This window comes from Solwaraspora sp. WMMD792 (genome assembly GCF_029626105.1).
GTDB lineage: Bacteria > Actinomycetota > Actinomycetes > Mycobacteriales > Micromonosporaceae > Micromonospora_E.
This window is the reverse complement of the sequence record NZ_JARUBH010000009.1, coordinates 3,598,121-3,620,376: the sequence shown is the minus strand read 5'-3', so window position 1 is coordinate 3,620,376 and position 22,256 is coordinate 3,598,121. Positions and strand designations below refer to the sequence as shown.

General features: G+C 72.5%; 18 protein-coding genes. 10 read left to right on the top strand and 8 right to left on the bottom strand.

Annotation, left to right across the window (positions count from 1 at the left end):
- Positions 1–24: 24 nt before the first annotated feature.
- Complete coding sequence (locus O7629_RS17235; RefSeq protein WP_278170350.1) at positions 25–1,806, bottom strand: HD domain-containing protein; 1,782 nt, start codon at positions 1,804–1,806, stop codon at positions 25–27.
- 124 nt (positions 1,807–1,930) lie between these two features.
- Positions 1,931–3,691: a DEDD exonuclease domain-containing protein gene (locus O7629_RS17230; protein WP_347403732.1), complete on the bottom strand. Its 1,761-nt coding sequence runs from the start codon at positions 3,689–3,691 to the stop codon at positions 1,931–1,933.
- Positions 3,692–3,877: 186 nt separating this feature from the next.
- On the opposite strand from O7629_RS17230, the gene O7629_RS17225 reads away from it, so the two are divergent.
- The 4 genes from O7629_RS17225 (at position 3,878) to O7629_RS17210 (ending at position 8,137) form a co-directional block, all read left to right on the top strand.
- Entirely contained in the window at positions 3,878–5,272 is a 1,395-nt protein-coding gene (locus O7629_RS17225) for an NYN domain-containing protein (protein ID WP_278170349.1), read from the top strand.
- 143 nt (positions 5,273–5,415) lie between these two features.
- Positions 5,416–5,649: a hypothetical protein gene (locus O7629_RS17220; RefSeq protein ID WP_278170348.1), complete on the top strand. Its 234-nt coding sequence runs from the start codon at positions 5,416–5,418 to the stop codon at positions 5,647–5,649.
- A 107-nt stretch (positions 5,650–5,756) separates the two neighbouring features.
- The gene (locus O7629_RS17215) at positions 5,757–7,016 is read left to right on the top strand and encodes a M48 family metalloprotease (protein ID WP_278170347.1); all 1,260 of its coding nucleotides are present in this window, start codon (positions 5,757–5,759) and stop codon (positions 7,014–7,016) included.
- Complete coding sequence (locus O7629_RS17210; protein WP_278170346.1) at positions 7,013–8,137, top strand: glycosyltransferase family 4 protein; 1,125 nt, start codon at positions 7,013–7,015, stop codon at positions 8,135–8,137. The genes O7629_RS17215 and O7629_RS17210 overlap by 4 nt, the downstream gene beginning before the upstream one ends.
- A gap of 74 nt (positions 8,138–8,211) precedes the next feature.
- On the opposite strand, the gene O7629_RS17205 is transcribed toward O7629_RS17210, so the two are convergent.
- The 5 genes from O7629_RS17205 to O7629_RS17185 form a co-directional block, all read right to left on the bottom strand.
- Positions 8,212–9,993, bottom strand: a complete 1,782-nt coding sequence (locus O7629_RS17205; RefSeq protein WP_278170345.1) for a bifunctional diguanylate cyclase/phosphodiesterase — start codon at positions 9,991–9,993, stop codon at positions 8,212–8,214.
- Positions 9,986–10,795 (bottom strand): SAM-dependent methyltransferase, encoded by an 810-nt coding sequence (locus O7629_RS17200; RefSeq protein ID WP_278170344.1) that lies wholly within the window; start codon positions 10,793–10,795, stop codon positions 9,986–9,988. Before O7629_RS17200 ends, O7629_RS17205 begins: the two co-directional genes overlap by 8 nt.
- Positions 10,796–10,972: 177 nt before the next feature.
- A complete protein-coding gene (locus O7629_RS17195; protein ID WP_123602728.1) occupies positions 10,973–11,641 on the bottom strand; it encodes a response regulator transcription factor in 669 nt (222 codons plus the stop codon).
- A 7-nt stretch (positions 11,642–11,648) separates the two neighbouring features.
- Positions 11,649–13,289, bottom strand: a complete 1,641-nt coding sequence (locus O7629_RS17190) for a GAF domain-containing sensor histidine kinase (RefSeq protein ID WP_278174564.1) — start codon at positions 13,287–13,289, stop codon at positions 11,649–11,651.
- A 71-nt stretch (positions 13,290–13,360) separates the two neighbouring features.
- On the bottom strand, positions 13,361–15,157 hold the full coding sequence (locus O7629_RS17185; protein WP_278170343.1) for an AMP-dependent synthetase/ligase: 1,797 nt from the start codon (positions 15,155–15,157) through the stop codon (positions 13,361–13,363).
- Between the two features lie 172 nt (positions 15,158–15,329).
- On the opposite strand from O7629_RS17185, the gene O7629_RS17180 reads away from it, so the two are divergent.
- From O7629_RS17180 to O7629_RS17155, 6 genes are all read left to right on the top strand, one after another.
- Positions 15,330–15,791, top strand: coding sequence for an SRPBCC family protein (locus O7629_RS17180; RefSeq protein ID WP_278170342.1), 462 nt, complete (start codon positions 15,330–15,332; stop codon positions 15,789–15,791).
- A 14-nt stretch (positions 15,792–15,805) separates the two neighbouring features.
- Entirely contained in the window at positions 15,806–16,513 is a 708-nt protein-coding gene (locus tag O7629_RS17175; RefSeq protein WP_278170341.1) for a hypothetical protein, read from the top strand.
- A gap of 105 nt (positions 16,514–16,618) precedes the next feature.
- Complete coding sequence (locus tag O7629_RS17170) at positions 16,619–17,566, top strand: ROK family glucokinase (RefSeq protein WP_278170340.1); 948 nt, start codon at positions 16,619–16,621, stop codon at positions 17,564–17,566.
- Between the two features lie 76 nt (positions 17,567–17,642).
- Positions 17,643–18,470 (top strand): endonuclease/exonuclease/phosphatase family protein, encoded by an 828-nt coding sequence (locus O7629_RS17165; RefSeq protein ID WP_278170339.1) that lies wholly within the window; start codon positions 17,643–17,645, stop codon positions 18,468–18,470.
- Positions 18,471–18,507: 37 nt separating this feature from the next.
- A complete protein-coding gene (locus O7629_RS17160) occupies positions 18,508–19,911 on the top strand; it encodes an NAD(P)-binding domain-containing protein (RefSeq protein ID WP_278170338.1) in 1,404 nt (467 codons plus the stop codon).
- Positions 19,908–20,726: an alpha/beta fold hydrolase gene (locus O7629_RS17155; protein ID WP_278170337.1), complete on the top strand. Its 819-nt coding sequence runs from the start codon at positions 19,908–19,910 to the stop codon at positions 20,724–20,726. The genes O7629_RS17160 and O7629_RS17155 overlap by 4 nt, the downstream gene beginning before the upstream one ends.
- A 23-nt stretch (positions 20,727–20,749) precedes the next feature.
- Here O7629_RS17155 and O7629_RS17150 read toward each other — a convergent pair whose 3' ends face one another.
- Entirely contained in the window at positions 20,750–22,162 is a 1,413-nt protein-coding gene (locus O7629_RS17150; RefSeq protein WP_278170335.1) for a trehalose-6-phosphate synthase, read from the bottom strand.
- Between the last annotated feature and the right edge of the window lie 94 nt (positions 22,163–22,256).

The following is a 22,256-nucleotide window of genomic DNA, read 5'->3' as shown; positions in this document are numbered from 1 at the left end:
GCCGGTCGCCGGCGCCGGGTCAGGTCAGCCCGGCTGGTCGACCAGGGCGATGAGCTGATCGACGACGGCCTCGGGCTCGATGGTCCGGTCCACCACCGCGACCAGCAGGGTCTCCATGTCCGGGTACTTGAGGTTCTCCGCGAGCTGGCGCAGTGGTTTGTCGTTGGACAACGCCCGGTCGTGTTTGCGCAGGATCAGGCTGACGGTGGCGCGGCCGAGGCGTACCTTGTCGCTGATGCTGATGCCCGGTTCGGAGTGTTCGGCGAACCAGCGGTTGATCTGCATCTGGGCCTGCGGCGACTTGACGAAACCCAGCCACTCCTTTCGCGGCCCGGCTGACGTCGGTGCCGTCCCGGTCGGCTGGTCGTCGCTCTCGGTGAAGATCTCGACCACGTCGCCGTCGGTCAACTCGGAGGCCAGCGGTGCCAGTCGGCCGTTGATCCGGACGGCGAGACAGTGCGCGCCTTTGCGTGGATCCAGCTCGTACGCGAGGTCGACCGGCGTCGACCCGGCCGGCAGCACGATCGGCCGGCCGTCGGTGAAGACCTGGATCTGCGCGTCCACCAGGTCGCAGCGCAGCGAGTGGACGAACTGGTCGGCGTCGATGTTTTCCTGTGACCAGTCGATTGCCCTGCGCAGCCAGGCCAGCTCGTCGGCGCGGGCGGCGGCACGACTGCGGCCGGGCTTGGGGAAGTGGTACGGCGCGGCGATGCCGAACTCGGCGGAGCGGTGCATCGCCTCGGTCCGGATCAGCACCTCGAGTGGACGCTCGTCCGGACCGATGACCGTGGTGTGCAGCGAACGGTAGAGGTTGTTCTTCGGTGCCGCGATGAAGTCCTTGAACCTGCCCGGTACCGGTCGCCAGCGGCAGTGGATCGCGCCGAGCGCCGCGTAGCAGTCGGTGTCCGGCCCGGTGACCACGACCTCGATGCGGGGCAGGTCGAACGGGGCACGGTGGCCGCCGGCGACGGTGTCCTTCCAGATCGAGTAGCGGTGCCGGGGCCGGGCCGCGACCCGGGCGGTGACCTTCTCCCGGCGTAACGTCACCCGCGCCTGTCCGCAGACGGTGTCCAGGTACGTCGCCCAGCCCGGTCGGTTGGCCAGGTGTTCCTCGATCTGCTGGTAGGCCTCCGGCTCCAGGTGGAACAGGACGATGTCGTCGAGTTCCCGTTTGAGCTTCTGGATGCCGAGCCGATCACAGAGCGGGACCAGCACGTCCAGGGTCGCCTTGGCGATCCGGGCCCGGGAGGCAGGGGAGCGCACACCGAGGGTCCGCATGTTGTGCAGCCGGTCGGCGAGCTTGATGACCAGCACCCGAACGTCCTTCGCCGCAGCGATGATCATCTTTCGGATGGTCTCGGCCTCGGCGGCCTTGCCGTAGAACGCCTTGTCGAACTTGGTCACCCCGTCGACCAGGTGGGCGACCTCGTCGCCGAAGTCTGCGGCCAGTGTCGGCAGGTCGTACGTGGTGTCCTCGACGGTGTCGTGCAGCAGTGCGGCCACCAGGGTGGTGGTGTCCATGCCGAGCCCGGCGCAGATCTCCGCGACGGCCAACGGGTGGGTGATGTACGGCTCGCCGCTCTTGCGGTACTGGCCGGCGTGCATGCTGTCGGCGATCTGGTAGCCGCGGCGCAGCACCGCCGGGTCCGCCGACGGGTGGATCGACCGGTGGACCCGGATCAGCTCGGCGACCGGTTCCGGCGCGCCGGGCGACCAGGACAGCCAGGCCCGCAGGCGGGCGGACAGGGGTGTCGCGGTGGGCAGGAAACGTCCGATGGCGGCGCCGGGACCGGCGTCGACGTCCACGCGGAGACACCTCCTCACCCATCGCCCGGCCGGTCGACCGCCCGGACGCACGCCACGAATCGGGCGTTGGCTGACAGGACTGCACTTCTCTAACAGCCTAAGCGAGCGAGCGTAGTACGATCGGCTACTTGCGGGTGATCGATCGGTCGAGTCTTTGGTCCGCTTCGTCGACGCCGGCCGTCGTCCGGGCGGCTTCCTCGGCCTTGACCAGCAGATGGTGGAATCGGCCGGCGCCGCGGACCGGCGAGGACCAGTCCCCGCTCACCCTGACCAGTCGGGTCTGTTCCGGCTCCAACCAGGACAGAATCCGCTCGCTCTCGGCCGCGCTCGCCCGGGGCACCGGACCGTGCCCGGCCGGCACTGTCTCGGCGGTGGCGCACAGCAGCTCGATGGTGGCCCGAGGGTGCTGCCGTGGGGGCGACACGCCGGCGGCGGCGAGCCGACCGTGCCGGACGATCGCCAGCTCCCAGCCACCGTGCCCGGCCCGTCGTGCCGCGACCAGCTCGGTGATGCGGGTCAGCGCGGTCAACCGCTGCATCCGGACGGTCGCCCGCAGGAACGCGGCCAACCGGCCCCGGACCACCGCCGCCTCCTCGAACCGCTGCCCGGCGGCGAGCCGGTCGATCCGGGCGAGCAACGTGTCGACCAGTGGCTGCGGGTCGGTTTCGAGGGCCGTACGCAGCGGGGTGACGGCCAGCTCGGCGTACTGCAGCGGGTCGATCCGGTGTTCGCACGGTGCCGGACAACGACCCAGCTCGGCCAGCGCGCAGGCCGGGGTCCGGGTCCGGGTGGACAACCGGTGGGTGCACTGACGCAGCGGCAGCGCGTCGTGGATGCCGGCGGCGGCCAGCTCGGCCGCCCGGCGGGAGGCGAACGGCCCGAGCACGGTGGTGTCGGCCGGTGAGATCGCCCGGACCGTGGACAGCCGTGGATAGACCTCGTCGGTGACCTTCAACCAGACCATCCGCTCCGGGAACTTCGACCTGCGGTTGTACGGCGGCGCGTGGGCGGCGATCAGCCGCAGCTCACGTACCTCGGCCTCCAGCCGGTGGGCGCACTCGACCGCGTCGACCCGCACCGCTGCGGCCAGCATCTCGGACATCCGCGCCCGCCGCTCGGCGGCGGTGAAGTAGCTGCGTACCCGGGTCGCGACGTCGCCCGAGGTGCCGACGTACAGCGGCCGGTCGTCGGCCGCCCGGAAGATGTACACCCCGGGGGAGCGGGGCAACCCGTCGGCGAGGTGCCGCTTGCGTCGCTGGACGTCGCTGACCGCCCGGCTGAACTCGACCGCGTCGCCGATGCTCGTCACCTGGTGCCCGCCGAGCCGGGCGATCAGCCCGTGCAGCACGTCCACGGTCGCCTGGGCGTCGGCAAGTGCCCGGTGGGTGGGCCGGCGAGGGGTGCGGAAGTAGCCGGCGAGGGTGCCGAGCTTGCGGTTGGGCACCTCGTCGCGGGTCAGCACCCGGCGGGCGAGGGCCGCGGTGTCCAACACCGTCGGCGCCGGCCAGGAATAGCCGTGCCGGGCGCACGCGGCCTTGAGAAAACCCACGTCGTACGGCGCGTTGTGCGCCACCAGCACCGCGCCGCCGAGAAATTCCAGCAGGCTGGGCAGCACCTGCTCGATCGGCGGCGCGGGAACGAGCATCGCCTCGGTGATGCCGGTGAGCACGGTGATGAACGGCGGCACCGGTCGGCCCGGGTTGACCAGCGTGGCGAAGACGCCGAGCTCCTCCCCGCCGCGCACCTTGACCGCGCCGATCTCGGTGATGCCGCCGCCGTCCGGCGCGCCGCCGGTGGTCTCCAGATCCAGCACGACGAAGGTGGTCTCCCGCAGCGACCGGTCCGCGCCGGTCGACAGCGACTGGCCCGGCCCGGCTGACAGCAGCGAGTCGATCGAGCCCTGGGTGTAGGCCGGTCGAGGTGCGGGGTCAGGCGGTGCCACGGCGCAGACGATAGGACGTGGGTACGACACAGCCGTCCCATGGGTACCATCGGTAACGATCCGATCGACTCTGCGAGATCATTCTTCCTGTCGGGCACGCGGCGGCCACCCGGTGGGAGACTGGGGTGCATGGCCGCACCGGATCCGACCGACGCTCGTCCCGAGGGGGCGGCGCCGACGACCGGCGCCCTGCCCCTGTCCGCCGACCAGCCGGCCGGTGGTCCACCCGCCGAGCCGGTGCTGCCGGAGCCGGTGCGGTCGCGCATCGTCGTGCTCGCCGCCGCCGCGCTGCCCGAGATCCCGACCGACGAGATGCCACCCCAGCTGCGCAAGGTCGCCAAGTTCGCGCCGAACCGGCGGGCCCGCTACGGCGGCGCGGCGATCGCGGCGGCGCTGACCAACGATCCGTCGCTGCGGCAACGGGTGGCTGCCCGCGCGCTGACCGAGGCCGGTGAGCTGGGCACAGCGGTCAGCGAAGGGGTCTCACCCGCGGCGGCGGACCCGGTCGAGGTCGCCGCCCTGGCGTACCTGATGCGGCCGGCGGGCTGGCGTGAGCTGGTCGACGCCGCCGGTGCGGCGGTCCGGGCCGAGGCCGACCGGGCCGCCGTCGCCGAACTGATCCGCGATGCCGAGGCCCGCGCCAACCGGGCCGAACACGACCGCACCGTCGCCCGGGTCGAGGTGGAGAAGCTCCGCGACGAGCTGGCCCGGGTACGCGAGGAGCTGGGCCAGCTCCGCGAGGAGTCCCGGCAGCTGTCCCGCACGCTGCGCGAGGCGCAGGCGCAGCAGCGGCGGGCCAACGAGCTGCTCGCCACCGAACGCGGCCGCGCCGGGCGGGCCGCCGCCGACCACGACGCGGAGCTGCGGCGGCTGCGCGCCAAGCTCGCCGACGCGGAGCTGACCGCCGGCGCCGCCCGGCAGTCGGCGAAGGAGGCCCGGGCGGTCGACGACGCCCGGCTGTGGCTGCTGCTGGAGACGATCGGGCAGGCGGCCCAGGGGCTGCGGCGGGAGCTCGCCCTGGACCCGGCCGACCGGTTGCCGGCCGACTACGTCGCCGACGCGTTCACCGACCGACCGGCGGCGGCGACGTCGACCCGGGCCCGCGACACCGACGACCCGGCCCGGCTGGACGACCTGCTCGCCCTGCCCCGGGCCCACCTCGTCGTCGACGGCTACAACGTGACCAAGCGGGGCTTCGGTGAGATGCCGCTGGAGCAGCAACGCAAGCGGTTGATCACCGGGCTCGGTGGGATCGCCGCGCAGACCGGGGACGAGGTGACCGTGGTCTTCGACGGCGCCGAGCGGATGCACGGGTTGCCGCCGGCTCCACGCGGCGTACGGGTGCTGTTCTCCCGCAAAGGGGAAACAGCCGACGAACTCATCCGTCGGCTGGTCCGGGCCGAGCCGTCCGGCCGGGTGATCGTGGTGGTCTCCTCCGACCGGGAGGTGGCCGACGGGGTCCGGCGGCACGGCGCGTACCCGATGGGCGCCGATTCGCTGCTGCGTCGACTGGCCCGGTCCTGAGCCGACACCCGGTCGCGCGGAACTGTCGTACCTGATGCCTATCGTCGATGTCACTGGCGGTGGTCGGTCGGCGATGCTGCGTCGTACGGGGGCCGGTCACCGCCGGCCACTGTCCGATCGCACCGTCACGTGAGGAGACGACCATGCTGATCGACTGTGACACCTGCGCCGTCGAGCGCGGCCCGAGTTGCCGGGGTTGCCTGGTCAGTGCCCTGATCGACAGCCCGGACGCGGTGGCCAACCTGGACGCCGGCGAGCGGTACGCGATCGAGGTGTTCGCGCGTGCCGGGTTCGACGTCGAGGTGCTCGGCGGGTCGACGGCCGCGCCGCGTGGCCGCCGGCAGCGCCGGCCCCGGTCCCGAAGACAGGTCGCCTGAGCGATCGACCGGTCGAGCTGACAGGATCCGGTCTGTCGCCGAGCGCGGACCGGGACCGCGCCGGCACACCTAGGATGGTCGGGCGACCGGCCGGCGGAAGGAGCCCGATGACGCCTCGCGCATGGGCGTTGGTCACCTTCGCCGTCCTGGTGGTGGCGGTCGTCGTCGCGGCGGCCGTGCTGGTGCCGTGGCAGCGGCCGCCGGTGCCCCGCGCCGACCAGCTCGCCGCCCTGCGTGAGCTGCCCGTCGATCAGGTCGAGCGGGGGCGGGCCCTGCGGGCGGCGTTGCGACCGGGTCGCTACGGCGCGATGCTGGCCGGCCTGCTCGTGGCGCTGCTGCTCGGGTTCACCCCGGTCGGTGCCCGGCTGGTGGAGGTCGCCGGCCGGCCGTTCGGCGGCCACTGGGCCGCCCAGGCGTTGCTCGGCGGGCTGCTCGTGGTGTTCCTGGCCGACCTGCTGACCCTGCCGTTCGCCGCCTTGCGGCACCGGATCCTGACCGAGCACGGGCTGGCCACCCAGGGCTGGGCCGGCTGGGGCCTGGACCTGGCCCGGTCGTACGCGGTCGGCGCGGTCATCGCGACGGTGGCCCTGCTCGGCTTCTACACCGTCGTTCGGCTGGCCCCCCGCTGGTGGTGGGCGCTGGCCGCGACCGGCGCGGCCGCCCTGGTGGTGCTGCTGTCGTTCGTTCTGCCGGTGCTGGTCGAGCCGGTGTTCAACAAGTTCACCCCGATGCCGGACGGTCCGGTGCGCACGCAGCTGCTGGAGCTGGCCGAGCGCGACGGCGTCCCGGTGCGGGACGTGCTGGTCGCCGACGCGTCCCGGCGTACCCGCGCGGTCAACGCCTACGTGTCCGGGTTCGGCCCCACCCGGCGGATCGTCGTCTACGACAACCTGCTGCGCGAGGCGCCTCCGGCGGAGCTGGCCGCCGTGGTCGCCCACGAGCTGGGCCACGCCCGCGCGCGGGACGTGCTGACCGGCACCGGGTTGGGCGCGCTCGGCGCCGCCGCGGCCGTCGTCGGGCTGTACCTGCTCGGCAGTTGGCGGCCGGTGCTGCGGGCGGCCGGCGTCGCCGACATCGCCGAGCCGCGGGCGATCGCCCTGCTGCTGGCCGTGGTCACGCTGGTCGGTCTGGTGGCGACACCGGCGCAGGCGCTGGTGTCGCGCCGGATCGAGGCCCGCGCCGACGCGCACGCGCTGGCGCTGCACGGTGACCCGGCGGCGTACGCGGCGGTGCACCGCCGGCTGTCCGCGATCAATCTCGCCGATCCGGACCCGCCCCGCTGGGAGTACCTCTACTCCGCCACGCACCCGTCGACCGTGGAACGAATCGCGGCGGCCCGCAGGTACGCCGACCGGGCGGGCCGATGAACCGCACCCTGCTGGTCACCAACGACTTTCCGCCGCGGCCCGGCGGCATCCAGTCGTTCGTGCACAATCTGGCGCTGCGGCAGCCCGCGCAGACCATCGTGGTCTACGCGTCGAGCTACGACGGTGCCGAGCGGTTCGACGCCGACCAGCCGTTCGAGGTGATCCGTAACCCGACCGGCATGCTGCTGCCCACGCCGGCGGTGGCCCGGCAGACCGCCGCCCTGGCGCGGGCCCGGGGCTGCGACACCGTCTGGTTCGGGGCGGCCGCGCCGCTCGGCCTGCTCGCCGACGGCCTGCGCCGGCGGGTCGGGATCAGCCGGGCGGTGGCCCTGACCCATGGGCACGAGGTGGGGTGGGCCGCGCTGCCCGGCGCGAGGTCGATGCTCCGCCGGATCGCCCGCGCCACCGACGTGGTGACCTACCTGGGGGAGTACACCCGGGTCCGGCTGGACCGCGCGATCGGCGGGCTGACCGAGCTGCGTCGGCTCGCCCCGGGTGTGGACACCGATGCCTACCATCCGGGCGTCGACGGCGGCGAGGTGCGCCGCCGGCACCGGTTGTCGGACCGGCCGGTGGTGGTCTGCGTGTCCCGGCTGGTGCCGCGCAAGGGTCAGGACACGTTGATCCGGGCCTGGCCGCTGGTACGGCGTCGGGTGCCGGGCGCCGCGTTGCTGATCGTCGGCGGCGGCCCGGACCGCAGCCGGTTGCAACGACTCGCCGGGCGCGCCGGGGTGGCCGACGACGTCACCTTCACCGGGGCGGTGCCCTGGGCGGAACTGCCGGCGCACTACGCCGCCGGGGACGTGTACGCGATGCCCTGCCGCACCCGTCGCGGCGGGCTCGACGTGGAAGGCCTGGGCATCGTCTACCTGGAAGGATCGGCGACCGGGCTGCCAGTGGTGGCCGGGGATTCCGGCGGCGCGCCGGATGCGGTCCGCGACGGCGAGACCGGGTACGTCGTGAACGGTCGAGACTCGAGCCAGCTGGCCGAACGGCTGGCGGGCCTGCTGGCCGACCGGGAGCTGGCCCGGCGGATGGGGGCCGCCGGTCGGGCCTGGGTGGAGCGTGAATGGCGCTGGGACACCCAGGCGCAGCGGATGGCGTCGCTGCTGGCCGGCTGAGCGGCGTGACCCTCGGCGGCGTGACTCCCGGCGGCGTCGCCCGGCCCTCCTGCGGTGGGCGGCTGCTTGCGGCGTCAGCCGAGTCGTTCGGTGATCCCGTCGGCTGGTCCGGGCCGGCCGAAATGCCAGCCCTGGGCGGCGTCGCAGCCGATCGCCCGGAGCCGCTCGGCCTGCCCGGCGGTCTCCACTCCTTCGGCGGTGACCGTCAGCCGCAGCGTGTGGGCCAACGTCACCAGGGTGAGCAGGATGCTCTCGTCGGTCCGGTCGGTGCCCGCCGGGGCACGGAGCCCTTCGACGAACTTCCCGGCCAGCTTCAGCTCCTGCACCGGCAGCGAGCGGAGGTAGGACAGGTTGGAGTAGCCCGTCCCGAAGTCGTCGATGGCGATCCGTACGCCCAGGTCGGCCAGTTCTCGCAGGGTGCGGACCGGTCCGTCGGCGGTGCTCATCAGGGCGCTCTCGGTGATCTCCAGCTGCAGCCGGTCGGCTGGTAGCCGGGTGTCGGCGAGCACCTCGGTCACGTACCGCACCAGACCGAGGTCGTTGACCTGCCGGACAGCCAGGTTGACACTGACGAACGGGGCGTTCGCGCTGCGGTCCAGCCAGCGCCGGGCCTCCCGGCAGGCTTCCGCCAGCACCCACGATCCGAGCCGGACGATCAGCCCGGAGTCCTCGGCGAGGGAGATGAACCGGTCCGGCCCGAGTACCCCCATCGTCGGGTGCCGCCAGCGGACCAGCGCCTCGACGCCGAGCAGCGCGCCGCCGGCGAGCGCGACCAGCGGCTGGTAGTCCAGGAAGAACTCGCCCCGGTCGAGAGCGGCGGGCATCGCCGCGGACAGCGCGTACCGGGCCAGCTGGTGGTCGTTGCGCACCGGATCGAACAGCGCCCACCGGCCCTTGCCCGCCGATTTCGCCCAGTGCAGGGTGACGTCGGCGGCCCGCATCACCTCGCTCGGGGTGGTGCCGGCGACCGTGCGCTCCACGATGCCGATGCTGGCGGTCACGGTCAGCTCGTGGCCGTCGACGACGACCGGTTCGCCGATCGCGGCGAGCGCGGCCTCGGCGACCTTGAGCACGTCGTCGGTGCAGGTGGTGTCGGCGACCAGGATGACGAACTCGTCGCCACCGATGCGGGCCACCAGGTGTTCGCCGACGCCCCGGCGCAGCCGCTCGGCGACGGAGACCAGCAGCAGGTCCCCGATGTGGTGGCCGAGGGTGTCGTTGACGATCTTGAAACCGTCGAGGTCGACGAAGCAGACGCCGAGTCGGCGTCCGTCCCCGCCGGTACGCCCGGTCGTGCTGAACACGTCGTCCAGCCGCTGGGTGAACAGGCTCCGGTTGGGCAGATCGGTGAGCGGGTCGTGGGTGGCCCGGTGCCGGTACCGGGCCTCGCTCTCCCGCAGCGCGATCTCGGCCTGCTCCCGGGCGACCAACGCCGCGCGGCGGATGGTCTCCTGCTCGTCCAGGGTGCGGTCGCGCAGCGCCCGGGTGTAGCCGGTGGCGATACCGCCGAGCAGCCGTGCCATCCGGTCCGGCATGTCCGGGTCGTCGATGTCCAGGTCGCGCAGTAGCCGCAGGTCGAGTACCTCGATGGTGCGGCCGAGCCCTTCCGCCGAGGCGATGTGCGCGGCGACCAGGTCCGACCCGACCTGGTAGCCGACCCGGATGGTGAACGGCTCGGCGCGCAGCGCCGTGACGAGCCGTACGGTCAGGTCGCCGAGAAACGCCTCCAACTGCTCCTGGGTCAGCGGCAGGTAGCTGGTCCCGGTTACCGCCTTGGCCCAGGCCCGGGCGACGGCGGCGACGCCCGGTGGCCGTCCACCGGGCGGATCGGCGGCCGGCTCGGACTGCTCAGCCACCGAGTCGGCCTACCCCGCCCATGAAGACGGCACGCTCGGCGTCCTCGGCCGCCTCGGGCGACTCGGGGCGCCACTGCGGCACCCAGACCACGCCCGGCGGTAGCAGGTCGAACCCGTCGAAGAAGTTGGTCAGCGCGGCCCGGGACCGGATGTTGAGCGGGTTGTCGGTGCGCCGGTAGATCTGGTCCGCCTCGCGGCGTTCCTCGTCGCTGCGACCGTCGTCGCTGGCCTGGGACAGGACCAGATAGCTGCCGGGCGCGAGGGCGGCGCGCAGCTCGGCCAGGATCCCGGTGGGGTCGTCGGAGTCCGGCACGAAATGCAGGACCGCGACGATCAGCACCGCGACCGGCTGGTCGAAGTCGAGTAGCTTGCGCACCTGAGGATCGTGCAGGATCCGTTCCGGGTTGCGCAGGTCCTCATGCAGGATCGTGGTCCGGTCGTTGCCGGCGAGGATCTCCCGGCTGTGTGCGACGGCGACCGGATCGACGTCCACGTAGGCGACCTTCGATTCCGGTGCCAGCCGTTGGGCGATCTCGTGCACGTTGCCCACAGTGGGGATCCCGGAGCCGATGTCAAGGAACTGCCGGATTCCCGACTCGACGAGGAATTGCACGACGCGGCGCATGAAGGCCCGGTTCGCCTGGGCCATCAACGGGGCATCGGGAACGGCCGTGATCATCGCCTGGGCGGCGGCCCGATCGGCGGCGAAGTTGTGTGAGCCGCCGAGGTAGTAGTCGTACATCCGGGCGACGCTCGGCCGCTCGACGTCGATGTTCTCCGGTGCCCAGTGCGGCCGATCCATTTTCGCCCCTTTTGTCCCTGTCTGGCCGTTTGCTGGCTGGCTGGTGGCGCTAGCCATTGTGCCCGCTGCGTGCCCGGGCATCCAGAGCGTCCGAACCGCGAGGTTCCCGCCGCGCCGATCAGAGTCGCCACGGTCGACGTGGGCCGGCCCACCCGTCGCCGGCACCACGTGACCAGGTCAGAACTTCGGAGCGTCCGGCGCCTCGAGCAGACCGAGCCGCAGCGCCGTCATCAGCGCCTGGGCCCGGTTCGCCGCGCCGAGCTTCTCGTACAACTTGGAAATGTGCGTCTTGGCCGTCGACTCGCTGACGAACAACTGCTTGGCGATCCCGGCCACGCTCATCCCGTCGGCGAGCAGGCGCAGCACCTGGCCCTCCCGGGGGGACAGTTGCGGCCCGGACGGCGCGAGCCGGCGTTTCATCGCCTCGGCCAGGTCAGCCGCGGTGAACGCGCTCGGCGAGGAGGCCGCGTGCCGGGCCGCCGCGACCACCTCGTCCGCCGGTGCGGTCTTCGGCACGAACGCGCTGGCCCCGGCCTCCAGCGCGCCGAACAGTTGGTCGTCGCCGGCGTACATGGTCAACACCACGATGCCCATCGTGGAGCTGGACTTGCGCAGCGCCCGGGTCGCTTCGAGGCCGCTGCCGTCCGGCAGCCGCAGGTCCATGATCACAACATCTGGTTGCAGGGCGCCCGCCTGGCGTACACCCTCGGCCGCCGTTGCGGCCTCACCGACGACCTCGAACTGGCGGTCGCGCTCGAAAGCGTGCCGCAGGCCCTTCCGGATGAGGTCGTGATCATCGACAAGCAGGACCTTGGTCCGGGTGGTCGGTGTGGGGCTGGTGGTCATGCTGTGGCTACTCCCCTTCTGGTGCTGTCACGCTATCGCGCACGCTATCGCGCCGGGGCGAGGTTCCGAGCACCACTGCCACGGTCGTTCCGCTCGGGTGTCGTGGCCTGATCTCCAACCGGCCCCGGATACGTTCCGCTCTCTCTGCCATGATCGCAAGACCGTACCGCCCGTCCGGACGCTGGTCGGCGATCCCCTGACCGTCATCCGACACTTCTATTTGCGCGTACGGCGGGTCAATGTCGCACGTGACCCACAGATTCGCGGCACCGGCATGCTTGCGCGCATTGGTAATCGCCTCCTGTGCGATGCGCAGCAGTTCCGCCTCGGTGGCCGCCGGCAGCCGGGCCCCGGACTCGTCCAGCGACAGGTGCACCCGCAACCGGCCGGACGATCCGACGGTACGGGCGTACTCGGCGATCGCGGCCGCCAGCCCGCCGTGCCGGTCCACCTCACTGCGCAGCTCGAACAGGCTCAGCCGCAGCTCGGTGATCACCCGGGTGACCTCACCGCGCAGCGTCCGCAGGTCCTCGGCGGTCTCGTCACTGCCCTCCGGCAGGGTGGCCAGGGCGTTGTCGATGCCGTAGCCGACCATCACCAGCTCCTGGGCCACCCCGTCGTGGATCTCCCGGGCCAGCCGTTGCCGTTCCTCGTTGGTGGCCAGCGACCGGACCTCGTCGAACAGCAGCGCGGCCTCCAGCCGCAGCGCCGCCGGGCGGGTCAACGCGGTGATCCGGCCGACCACCGGCGGCGGGTAGGCGTTGGCGCTGTCCGTCTCCAGGATCACCAGACCGACCGTGCGCACCCCGGCGACCAGCGGCACCACCAGCGCCGACACGTCACCGCCGGGATGCGACCGGGCCTGCGAGCGGGCCGCCGTCTGCGGCAGTTGGCTGGCCCAGGCGTCGGCGATGGCCGAATCGGCGTCCAGAGTCGTCTCCCAGTCGACCCGATCCAGACCGGCCTGGGCGAGCACCACCAGCCGCCCCCCACCGCTGCCGGAGAGCACCGCGGTGCGACCGGTCGGCGCCACCGCCCGCAGCTCCTCGATCAGATGCTCGGAGATGCTGCCGGGGTCGAGCGTGGCACCGGGCAGCTGCCGCGCGACGCTGCGCAGCTGGGTGAGCAGCCGGGTGGCCTCCGCGTACGGGGCCGGCTTGCTCTCCCCACGGGCCTGCATCACCTGCTGCAGCGTGCCGGCGGCCACGATGCCGAGGCTGGCCAGGATCAGCCACTGCGTGCAGACCGCGACGTAGCCGAGCTGGGCCAGCTGCGGTCGGCCGTCGATCGTGGTGAACAACCCGCTGAGGGCCAGGGTGAGCGCGGTGACGCCGAGCAGCGCGGTCGCCTCGCGGGTCCGCCGTTGCAGCACCGCCACCGTCAACGGCACCGACAGGTACGGCAGCATCGCCGACGCGCCCAGCCCGGCACCGATGGAGCCGCGCAGGTTGGCGGCGGCGGCCACCTCGCTCGTGGCCAGGCCGACGATGACGACCTCGGCGAGGCGGCCGAGCATGGCGATGACCGGGTGACGGGGGACGAGTACCGCCGGGGCGCCGGCGACCGCCAGCAGCGCCACCCAGCGCAGTTCGCCGAGGTCCCGGGTGGTGACCAGGGTCAGTACCGCGACGAGCGCGAGCATGACCAGGCGCGCCACCGCGGCGAGTGGATGCGGACGGGGCGCGTCGGATGTCGGTGCGGACACGTGACGGATGGTAGTCAGCCCCCGTAGATTTCGGCGATCTCGGCTTCGTAGTTGGCGTGCACCACCGCCCGTTTCACCTTCAGCGACGGGGTCAACTCGCCGCTCGCCTCAGTGAAGTCGCGGGCCAGCACCCGGAACCGCCGGATTGACTCGGCGGCCGAGACGGCGCGGTTCGCCTCGTCCACGGCCTGCTGGAGTTCGGCCAGCAGCGTCGGATCGTCGCGCAGATCGGCGACGGTGCGACCGGCCGGGTGACCGTTGCGTTCCAGCCAGCCCGGCCAGGCGTCCTCGTCGACGGTGAGCAGCGCGGCGATGAACGGCCGTCGGTCGCCGACCACCACGCACTGGCTGACCAGCGGGTGGGCCCGCAACTGGTCCTCCAGCACGGCGGGCGCGACGTTCTTGCCGCCGGCGGTGACGATCAGCTCCTTCTTACGCCCGGTGATGGTGAGGAATCCGTCGTCGTCGAGCTGGCCGAGGTCGCCACTGCGGAACCAGCCGTCGTCGGTGAGCACCTCATCGGTCTGCTGCCGGTTGTTCCAGTACCCCTGGAACACCAGGTCGCCGCTGATCAGCACCTCGCCGTCGTCGGCGATCCGGACGCTGACGCCGGGCAGCGGCCGGCCGACGGTGCCGATCCGGATCGCGTGCTGCAGGTTGACCGACACCGCCGGGGAGGTCTCGGTCAGCCCGTACCCCTCGTAGACGGTCACCCCGACGCCGCGGAAGAAGTGCGCCAACCGGGCGCCCAGCGGGGCGCCGCCGGAGATCGCGGTGCGGCACCGGCCGCCGAGCGCGGCCCGCAGCTTCCGGTAGACCAGCCGGTCGAACACCGCGTGCCGGGCGCGCAGCCCGAGCCCCGGCCCGCCGGGGGTGTCCAGCGCCTCGCTGTAGGCGACGGCCACCTGGTCGGCCCGGTCGAAGATGGCGCCCTTGCCGCCGTCGTAGGCACGCTGCCGGGCCGCGTTGTAGACCTTCTCGAAGACCCGGGGTACGGACAACACGAATGTCGGGCGGACGCTGGCCAGGTCGTCGACCAGGTTCTTCGGGTCGGCGGCGTGGGTCATCGTGGCCCGGGCGTGCACCGCGCCGATCTGGATCAGTCGGGCGAACGAGTGCGCCAGCGGCAGGAACAGCAGAGTGGCGGCACCCTCGTGGAACAGGTTCGGCAGACCGGGGATCGCGTTGGCGATGTCGGCGTACATGTTCCGGTGGCTGAGCACGCAGCCCTTCGGCCGTCCGGTGGTTCCACTGGTGTAGATGATCGTGGCGATGTCGTTCGAGGTCAGCTGCTGGCGGCGGTGCTGCACCTGGGCGGCGTCGACGGTCCCGCCCCGGGCCAGGATCTCGTCGAGACCGCCGGTTTCCAGCTGCCACACCTCGCGTAGCGCGGGCAGCCGGTCGCGGACCGAGGCCAGGGTGATCGCGTGCCCGTTGGTCTCCAGCACGCAGGCGACCGCCCCGGAGTCGGCCAGGATCCAGCTGACCTGCTCGGCGCTGGACGTCTCGTACACCGGCACGGTCACCGCGCCGATCGACCAGATCGCGTAGTCGAGCAGCGTCCACTCGTACCGCGTCCGGCTCATCAGACCGACCCGGTCGCCGGCGTTGATTCCCGCGCCGATCAGGCCGCAGGCGACCGCCACCACCTCGTCGCGGAACTCCCGGCAGGTCACCTCCTGCGGCCCGTCCGGTCCGGGCCGGGTGAACTGGACCGCGTCCGGTGCGGTCTCGGCGTTGTCCCAGACCGGATCGGTCAGGTTGGCGGCATCACCGACCGTGACGACCGGTGGTACGGAGAACTCGCGCACCTGCACTCCTTGTGCTCGCGGGCTGAGGCGGACCGGACCGGCGGTGCACGTCCGGCTACCCGCAACCTACCGGGCGACCGATGACCTGCGCGGTCAGCCCGCTGCCGGTGGCGGCCGGACGGTTGTCGGCCACTGGCTTGATCTTGGCCCGGCACCGGGTAGCCTGCCCCACATGGCGGAGTCCTCCACCAAGTCGATCGTCGTCGCCGCGCCCGCGTCCCGGGTGACGGCGGTGATCTGCGACTTCGTGCGCTACCCCGAGTGGACCGAGGCGCTGGACCGAGTCGAGGTGCGCCAGGAGTACGAGGATGGATACGCCCGTGAGGTCCGCTTCGTGCTGGACGCCGGAGTGCTCGCAGACGAGTACACGTTGATCTACGAGTACTCCGAGGACCTGTCCCGGATCGAGTGGCGGCTGGCTGAGCCGTCCCGGATGCAGCGCCGGCAGGACGGTGCGTACGACATCGAGGACAACGGGGACGGAACCACCACGGTGACCTACACGCTGGAGGTGGAGCTCTCCGTCGGGATGCTCGGGATGTTCCGCCGCAAGGCCGAAAAAATGATCATGGATGCTGCCCTGACACAGCTCAAGCACCGAGTGGAACAGCTCGGTGCGACGGAGACAGGCTAGGGGGCGGGCCGACGGTGGGCACAGATCCTCGCTCCGCGCGGGCGGAGGCGGAACGGTTGGTGGCGACCGCGTTGGCGATGGCGCAGCTGGCGGCGCGCGGCCAGCGGCTCGGCGCCGGTGCCGCCGGCGGCCTCGGCCTGCTGCGTGACCTGCTGGGCGGCACCGGGCCGGTCGCCACCGGCGACCCGGCCTGCTGCGTCTGCCCGGTCTGCCGGGCCATCACGGCACTGCGTGACCCCAGCCCGGAGCTGGCCGACCGGCTGGCCGCCGGTGCCGGGGACTTCGCCGCCGGAGTCGCCAGCCTGCTGCGTGCCCTGGCCCCGGAGCGTCCGGCCGACTCCGCCGGGCAATCGGAGCGTCCGGCTGACCCCGCCGCGCCGCCGGAGCCGGCGGCCGGTTCGCCGGCTGCGGATCCCGCCGGCCCGCCGCCGGACCGGCACGATCCGCCGACCGGCCGGATGACCTCGGACGACGAGGTCTGGCGCCAGGCCACCTGGACCATGGATGATTCGGACTCAGCGGGTGATCGGGACGTCTGGTCGGCCGCGACGAACGCCCCCGTCGACGTCGCCGGGACAGGCGCACCACCAGCCCAGGGCCGCTCCGGCGGTCCGGCGGTGACCGCCCCGGCGACACCCGGCGCGGATGCCGCCGGGGCGGAGCCGGACCGGTCGGGTGCCACCCGGCCGGACCACGGCCGGCCGGGACCTGATCCGGCCTGATCCGGCACCGTCCGGCCGGACGACTGCCCCGGCGGTGGACAGCCGCCGGACCGGACCGGTGCGGACACCGGCGCGCGAAGAGCACAGCAGAGGGGAGCGGCAGCGGTGACGCTGACCATCGGAGTCGACATCGGTGGCACCAAGGTCGCCGGCGGGGTCGTCGATCCGGACGGAAAGGTCCTGGCCCGGACCCGGCACGAGACGCCGGCCGACGACGTGGCCAAGACCCGGGACGTGATCATCGAGGTGGTGCTCGAGCTGGCGGCGAACCACCCGGTCGGCGCGGTCGGTATCGGGGCCGCCGGATGGATCGACGCACGTCGTTCAACTGTGCTGTTCGCCCCGAACCTCGCCTGGCGGGACGAACCGCTGCGGGAGTACGTGAGCGCGGCGGTCGACCTGCCGGTGATCGTCGAGAACGACGCCAACGTCGCGGCCTGGGCAGAGTTCCGGCACGGCGCCGGCCGGGACGCCGCCGACTCGATGGTGATGTTCACCGTGGGCACCGGCATCGGCGGCGGGATCGTGTACGGCGGCGAACTCGTCCGTGGCGCGCACGGCATCGCCGCGGAACTCGGCCACATGCTGGCGGTCCCGGACGGACATCAGTGCGGTTGCGGCCGGCAGGGCTGTATCGAGCAGTACGCCAGCGGCAACGCCCTGGTCCGGTTCGCCCGTGCCGGCGCCCGGCAGGAACCGGACCGGGCGACCAAACTGCTCGCCCTGGCCGGCGGCGACGCCGAGGCGGTCACCGGGCCGATGGTCACCACCGCGGCCCGCTCCGGTGATCCGGTCTCCTGCGAGGCGTTCGCGCAGATCGGGCGTTGGCTCGGCATCGGCCTGGCCGACCTGGCGCAGATTCTCGATCCCGAGGTGATGGTGATCGGCGGCGGCGTGGTCGACGCGGGTGAGCTGCTGCTCGGCCCCGCTCAACGGGCGTACACCGACGCGCTGGCCCAGCGGGTCCGCATTCCGGTGGCCGAGGTGCGGCCGGCCGAACTCGGCAACGCCGCCGGTGTGGTCGGTGCGGCCGACCTCGCCCGGCGGATCTGAGCCGACCCGTCCACCGGATCTGAGCCGACCCGCCCACCGGATTCCGGCCCCTTCACATCGTGCCGAGGAGGAGACTGTGACGGCTGACCAGACGACCGCGCCGCAGCGGCCCGGTGTGCGGCTGCGGGTGCTCACGTACAACATCCACGGCCAGCGTGACGACCGGGCCGCGCTGGCCGAGGTGGTCCGCCAGATCGCCCCGGATGTGGCGATCCTGCAGGAGGCGCCGCGTCGGTGGCGGTGGCGGACCAGGTCAGCCGCGCTGGCGAACGCGTTCGACATGGTCGTCGGATCCGGTGGGCCACCGCCGTTGGGCAACCTGGTGCTGACCACGCTGCGGGTACGGGTGGGGAGCACCTGGTCGGTCCGGTTCCCGCTGACGCCCGGCCGGCACCTGCGCGGCGCGGTGTTCGCCCGCTGCGCGGTCGGCCCGGCCCGCTTCGTGGTGGTCGGATCGCATCTGTCCACTGATCCGACGGAGCGGCCGGCGCAGGCCCGGCTGCTCCGCCAGGCCTGCGCCGACGTCGACGGGCCGGTGATCCTCGGGCTGGACGTCAACGACCAGCCGGCGGACCCCGACGACCCGCCGACGTCCGGCACCGACGCCCGGTTTGCGTCCGGCACCGACGCCCCGCCGCCGGGCGACACCGGTGCGGCGTGGCGGTTGGCCGCCGCCGGGTTCACCGACGCCGCTGCCGCCGCCGGGGCGGGCCGGGCCGGCACGTTCCCGGGCCGCGACCCGCGCCGACGGATCGACGCGATCTTCGTCGATCCGCGCATCGAGGTGGTCGGCTGCCAAGTGGTGGACACCCCGGCGGCGCGGCGGGCGAGTGACCATCTTCCGGTCGTTGCCGATCTGGTGCTCACCGAACCGGCACCAGGACTGGACAAGCGGGGCGGCTAGCCGGCACGATTTCGCAGCCGTACGAAGGAGATTGCCGGTGTCTACTTCCGCTGACTACGACAGCCCCACCACCGGTGACGACCGGTGGCGGGACGACCGCCCGATCTCCGAACAGGGTGAGAACGTCTGCGTCATCGGTGCCGGGGCGAGCGGGTTGTGCGCGGTCAAGAACCTGCGCGAACAGGGGTTCGGGGTCGACTGTTACGAACGGGAGACGGGCGTCGGGGGTGCCTGGAACTGGCGCCACGACCGCAGTCCGGTCTACGCCAGCACCCATCTGATCTCGTCGAAGCCGTTCAGCCAGTACCCTGACTTCCCGCTGCCGGACAGTTGGCCCGACTACCCGCACCACAGCCAGTTGCTGGCCTATCTGGAACGCTACGCCGACCATTTCGATCTGCGCCGGCACATCTGGTTCGGCACCGAGGTGGTACGGGTCGAACCGGCGCCGGGGGACCGCTGGGACGTGACGACCCGCAGCGCCGGCGGCAACGGTGCCCAACGCACCCAACGCTACGCCGCCGTGGTCGTCGCCAACGGACACAACTGGGCACCCCGGCTGCCCGACTACGAAGGACTGTCCGATTTCACCGGCCAGGTGATCCACGCGTCGGCCTACCACGACGCGACCCAGCTGCGCGGCCGTCGGGTACTGGTGGTGGGTGGCGGCAACACCGGATGCGACATCGCGGTCGAGGCCGGGCAACAGGCGGCCCGCTGCTGGCACTCCACCCGTCGGGGCTACTGGTACACCCCGAAGTACCTGTTCGGCCGGCCGAGTGACCAGGTCAACGCAGGGCTGCTCGCCCGGCGTCTGCCGCGCTGGCTGCGCCAGGGAGTTCTTCACCGGCTGCTCCGGTTGGTCGTCGGTGACCAGACCCGGTTCGGGCTACCGGCTCCGGAGCACCGGGTGTTCGACGCCCATCCGGTGGTCAACAGCCAACTCGTCCTGCACATCGGGCACGGCACGGTCCGCCCGGTGCCCGACGTGGCCAGGTTCCGCCGGCACACCGTGCAGCTCGCCGACGGCACCGAGGTGGATCCCGACCTCGTCGTGCTCGCCACCGGTTACCAGCCCCAGTTCGACTTTCTCGACCCTCGGGTGCTCGGCGTCGACGCGGACGGCCGGCCTCGCCTGCACCTGCACACCTTCGCCCCGGGACATCCGACGCTGTCGGTGGTCGGGCTGGTGCAGGCGGAGTTCGGGGTCTTCCCGCTGGTCCACTGGCAGAGCGTGATGGTCGCCCGGTGGCTGCGCGCCCGGTCGGCGGACCCGGCGGCCACCGCGGCCCTCGCCGCCCGGATCGAGGCCGGCGCGGGACGGCCCTGGCACGACGCCAAGGTGACCGACCCGGCCCGGCGCTGGTTCGAGGTCAGCCACGTCACCTACCTGCGCGCGCTGCAGGAGACCCTGGACAGTCTGGAGGTGGCGGCCCGATGAGCCGTACCCTTGCGGCCCCCCGCATCGTCCGTACCCGGGAGTGGGCCAGACCGGTCCCGGCGGTGCGCCGCGAGGTGCTGCACGCCGACGTGTCGCGCGACGAGGGCCGATCGCCGCTGCTGTTCGTGCCCGGGTTCGGGCACGGCGCGTGGGTGTTCGCCGAGCACTGGCTGGAGCGGGCCGCCGAGCGCGGGTTCCCGGCGTACGCGGTCAGTCTGCGCGGGCACGGGGACAGCGGGGCGGCGCCACGGGCCGACCTGCGGGCGTACGTGCACGACGTGGTGCAGGCCGCGGCCGGCCTGCCCCGGCAGGCGGTGCTGATCGGGCACGGCGCCGGGGCGTTGGTGGTCGGTCACGCGTTGGCCCGCTATCCGGCGCGGGCCGCGGTGCTGGCCGCCCCCGTGCTCGGTGGCTGGCCGCTGCTCGGCGCGGCGCTGCGGCGCAATCCGTTCGGCACCCTGCCGGCCGTCTTCGGCGGGGCGTTGCGGCTGCGCGCCGGTCAACTGTTCAGCCGGGAGCTTCCGGAGGCCGTCGCACTGTCCTACGTGGATCGGTTGGGGCGCGCGTCGGCCCGGGCCCAGTGGCAGCTGCTGCTCCGCCAGCGGGTCGAGCCGCCGGTGGGCGACCCACCGGTGCTGGTCCTCGGCAGCCCCGACGACCGGGTGGTGCCGGCTGCGGTGCTGGACCGCGCGGCCCGGCGGTACGGGGGCGCTCCGTTGCTGTTCCCGGGGATGGGCCACGATCTGATGCTCGACGCACGCTGGACGGAGCCGGTCGACGCGATCCTCGACTGGCTGGACAAGGGTGCCGGCTGACCGCTGGCGATCGGCCGGTGCGATCAGGCGGTGAGCCGGGCGGCCAGGGAACCGGTGCGGTCCAGCGCGGTGAGGTAGCCGTGCACCCAGGCTCGGATGTCGTGGGTGCGCAGATGCTCGCGCATGGAGCGCATCCGGTCCGCCACGTCGGTCGGTGACGCCTCCAGCGCGTGCATCAGTGTCAATTTGAGTCCGTCGAGATCGTGCGGGTTGACCAGGTACGCCTGCTGGAACTCGGCGGCGGCACCGGCGAACTCGCTGAGCAGCAGCGCACCGTCGTCGTCGACCCGGGCGGCGACGTACTCCTTGGCGACCAGGTTCATCCCGTCCCGTAGCGGGGTTACCGCCATGATGTCGGCGACCCGGTACAGCGCCGCCAGGTCGGCCCGGCTGAACGACTGGTTGAGGTAGTGGATCGCCGGTTCGCCGACCCGGCCGAACTCGCCGTTGATCCGTCCGACCTCGCGTTCCACCCGGTCGCGCAGGATGCGGTACTGCTCGACCCGTTCCCGACTGGGCACCGCGACCTGAACCATCACCGTGTCGCGGACCTTGATGTGCCCATCGGCGATCAGTTCGCTGTACGCCTTGAGTCGTTGCTCGATGCCCTTGGTGTAGTCCATCCGGTCCACACTGAGGATGACGTGCTGCGGGTCCCCGAGGTCGGACCGCAGCTGACGGGCCCGTTCCAGCACATCCGGCCGGCCGGCGAGGGACTCCATCTCGGACATGTTGATCGACACCGGGAAGGCGCCGATGCGCACCACCCGGTCGTCGATGGCGATTCGCCGGTCGGTGGCCGGCACCTTGAGCACTTTCGTCGCCAGCTGGGCGAAGTTGTGCGCGGCCTGGGCGCGTTGGAACCCCACCAGGTCGGCGCCGAGCATGCCGAGCATCAGCTCGGCCCGGCGCGGCAGCTGCATGAACAGCTCCGGCGGCGGGAACGGAACGTGCAGAAAGAATCCGATCAGCAGGTCGGGCCGCAGCGCCCGGAGCATCCCGGGCACCAGCTGCAGGTGGTAGTCCTGCACCCAGACCAGCGCGCCCGGCTCGGCGGCGGCCGCCGCCGCCTCGGCGAAGCGCTGGTTCACCCGCTGGTACGCCTCCCACCACCTGCGGTGGTACGCGGGTTGCTCCACCGAGTCGTGATACAGCGGCCAGAGCGTGGCGTTGGCGAATCCCTCGTAGTGGTCTCTGATGTCCTCCTGGGACAGAGCGACGGTGTGCATCCGTACGCCGTCGATGTCGGGCAGGCTCGGTGCCGGGCCGGTGCCACCGGCCCAGCCGACCCAGGTGGCCGGGGTGTGCTGCAGGATCGGGTGCAGGGCGCTGACCAGACCACCGGGGCTGCGACGCCATTCGCACGCGCCGTCGCGCGCGACGCTGTCATCCACCGGCAGCCGGTTCGCCACCACGACGAGAGAACTCTGACGCATGAGGGGACCTCGTTTCGCTGCGGCGGATGCCGCGCATGGCGAGTGATCACGAACTCGTGGGGGATCGGCTACGAGAATTATTCCTACTGAGACC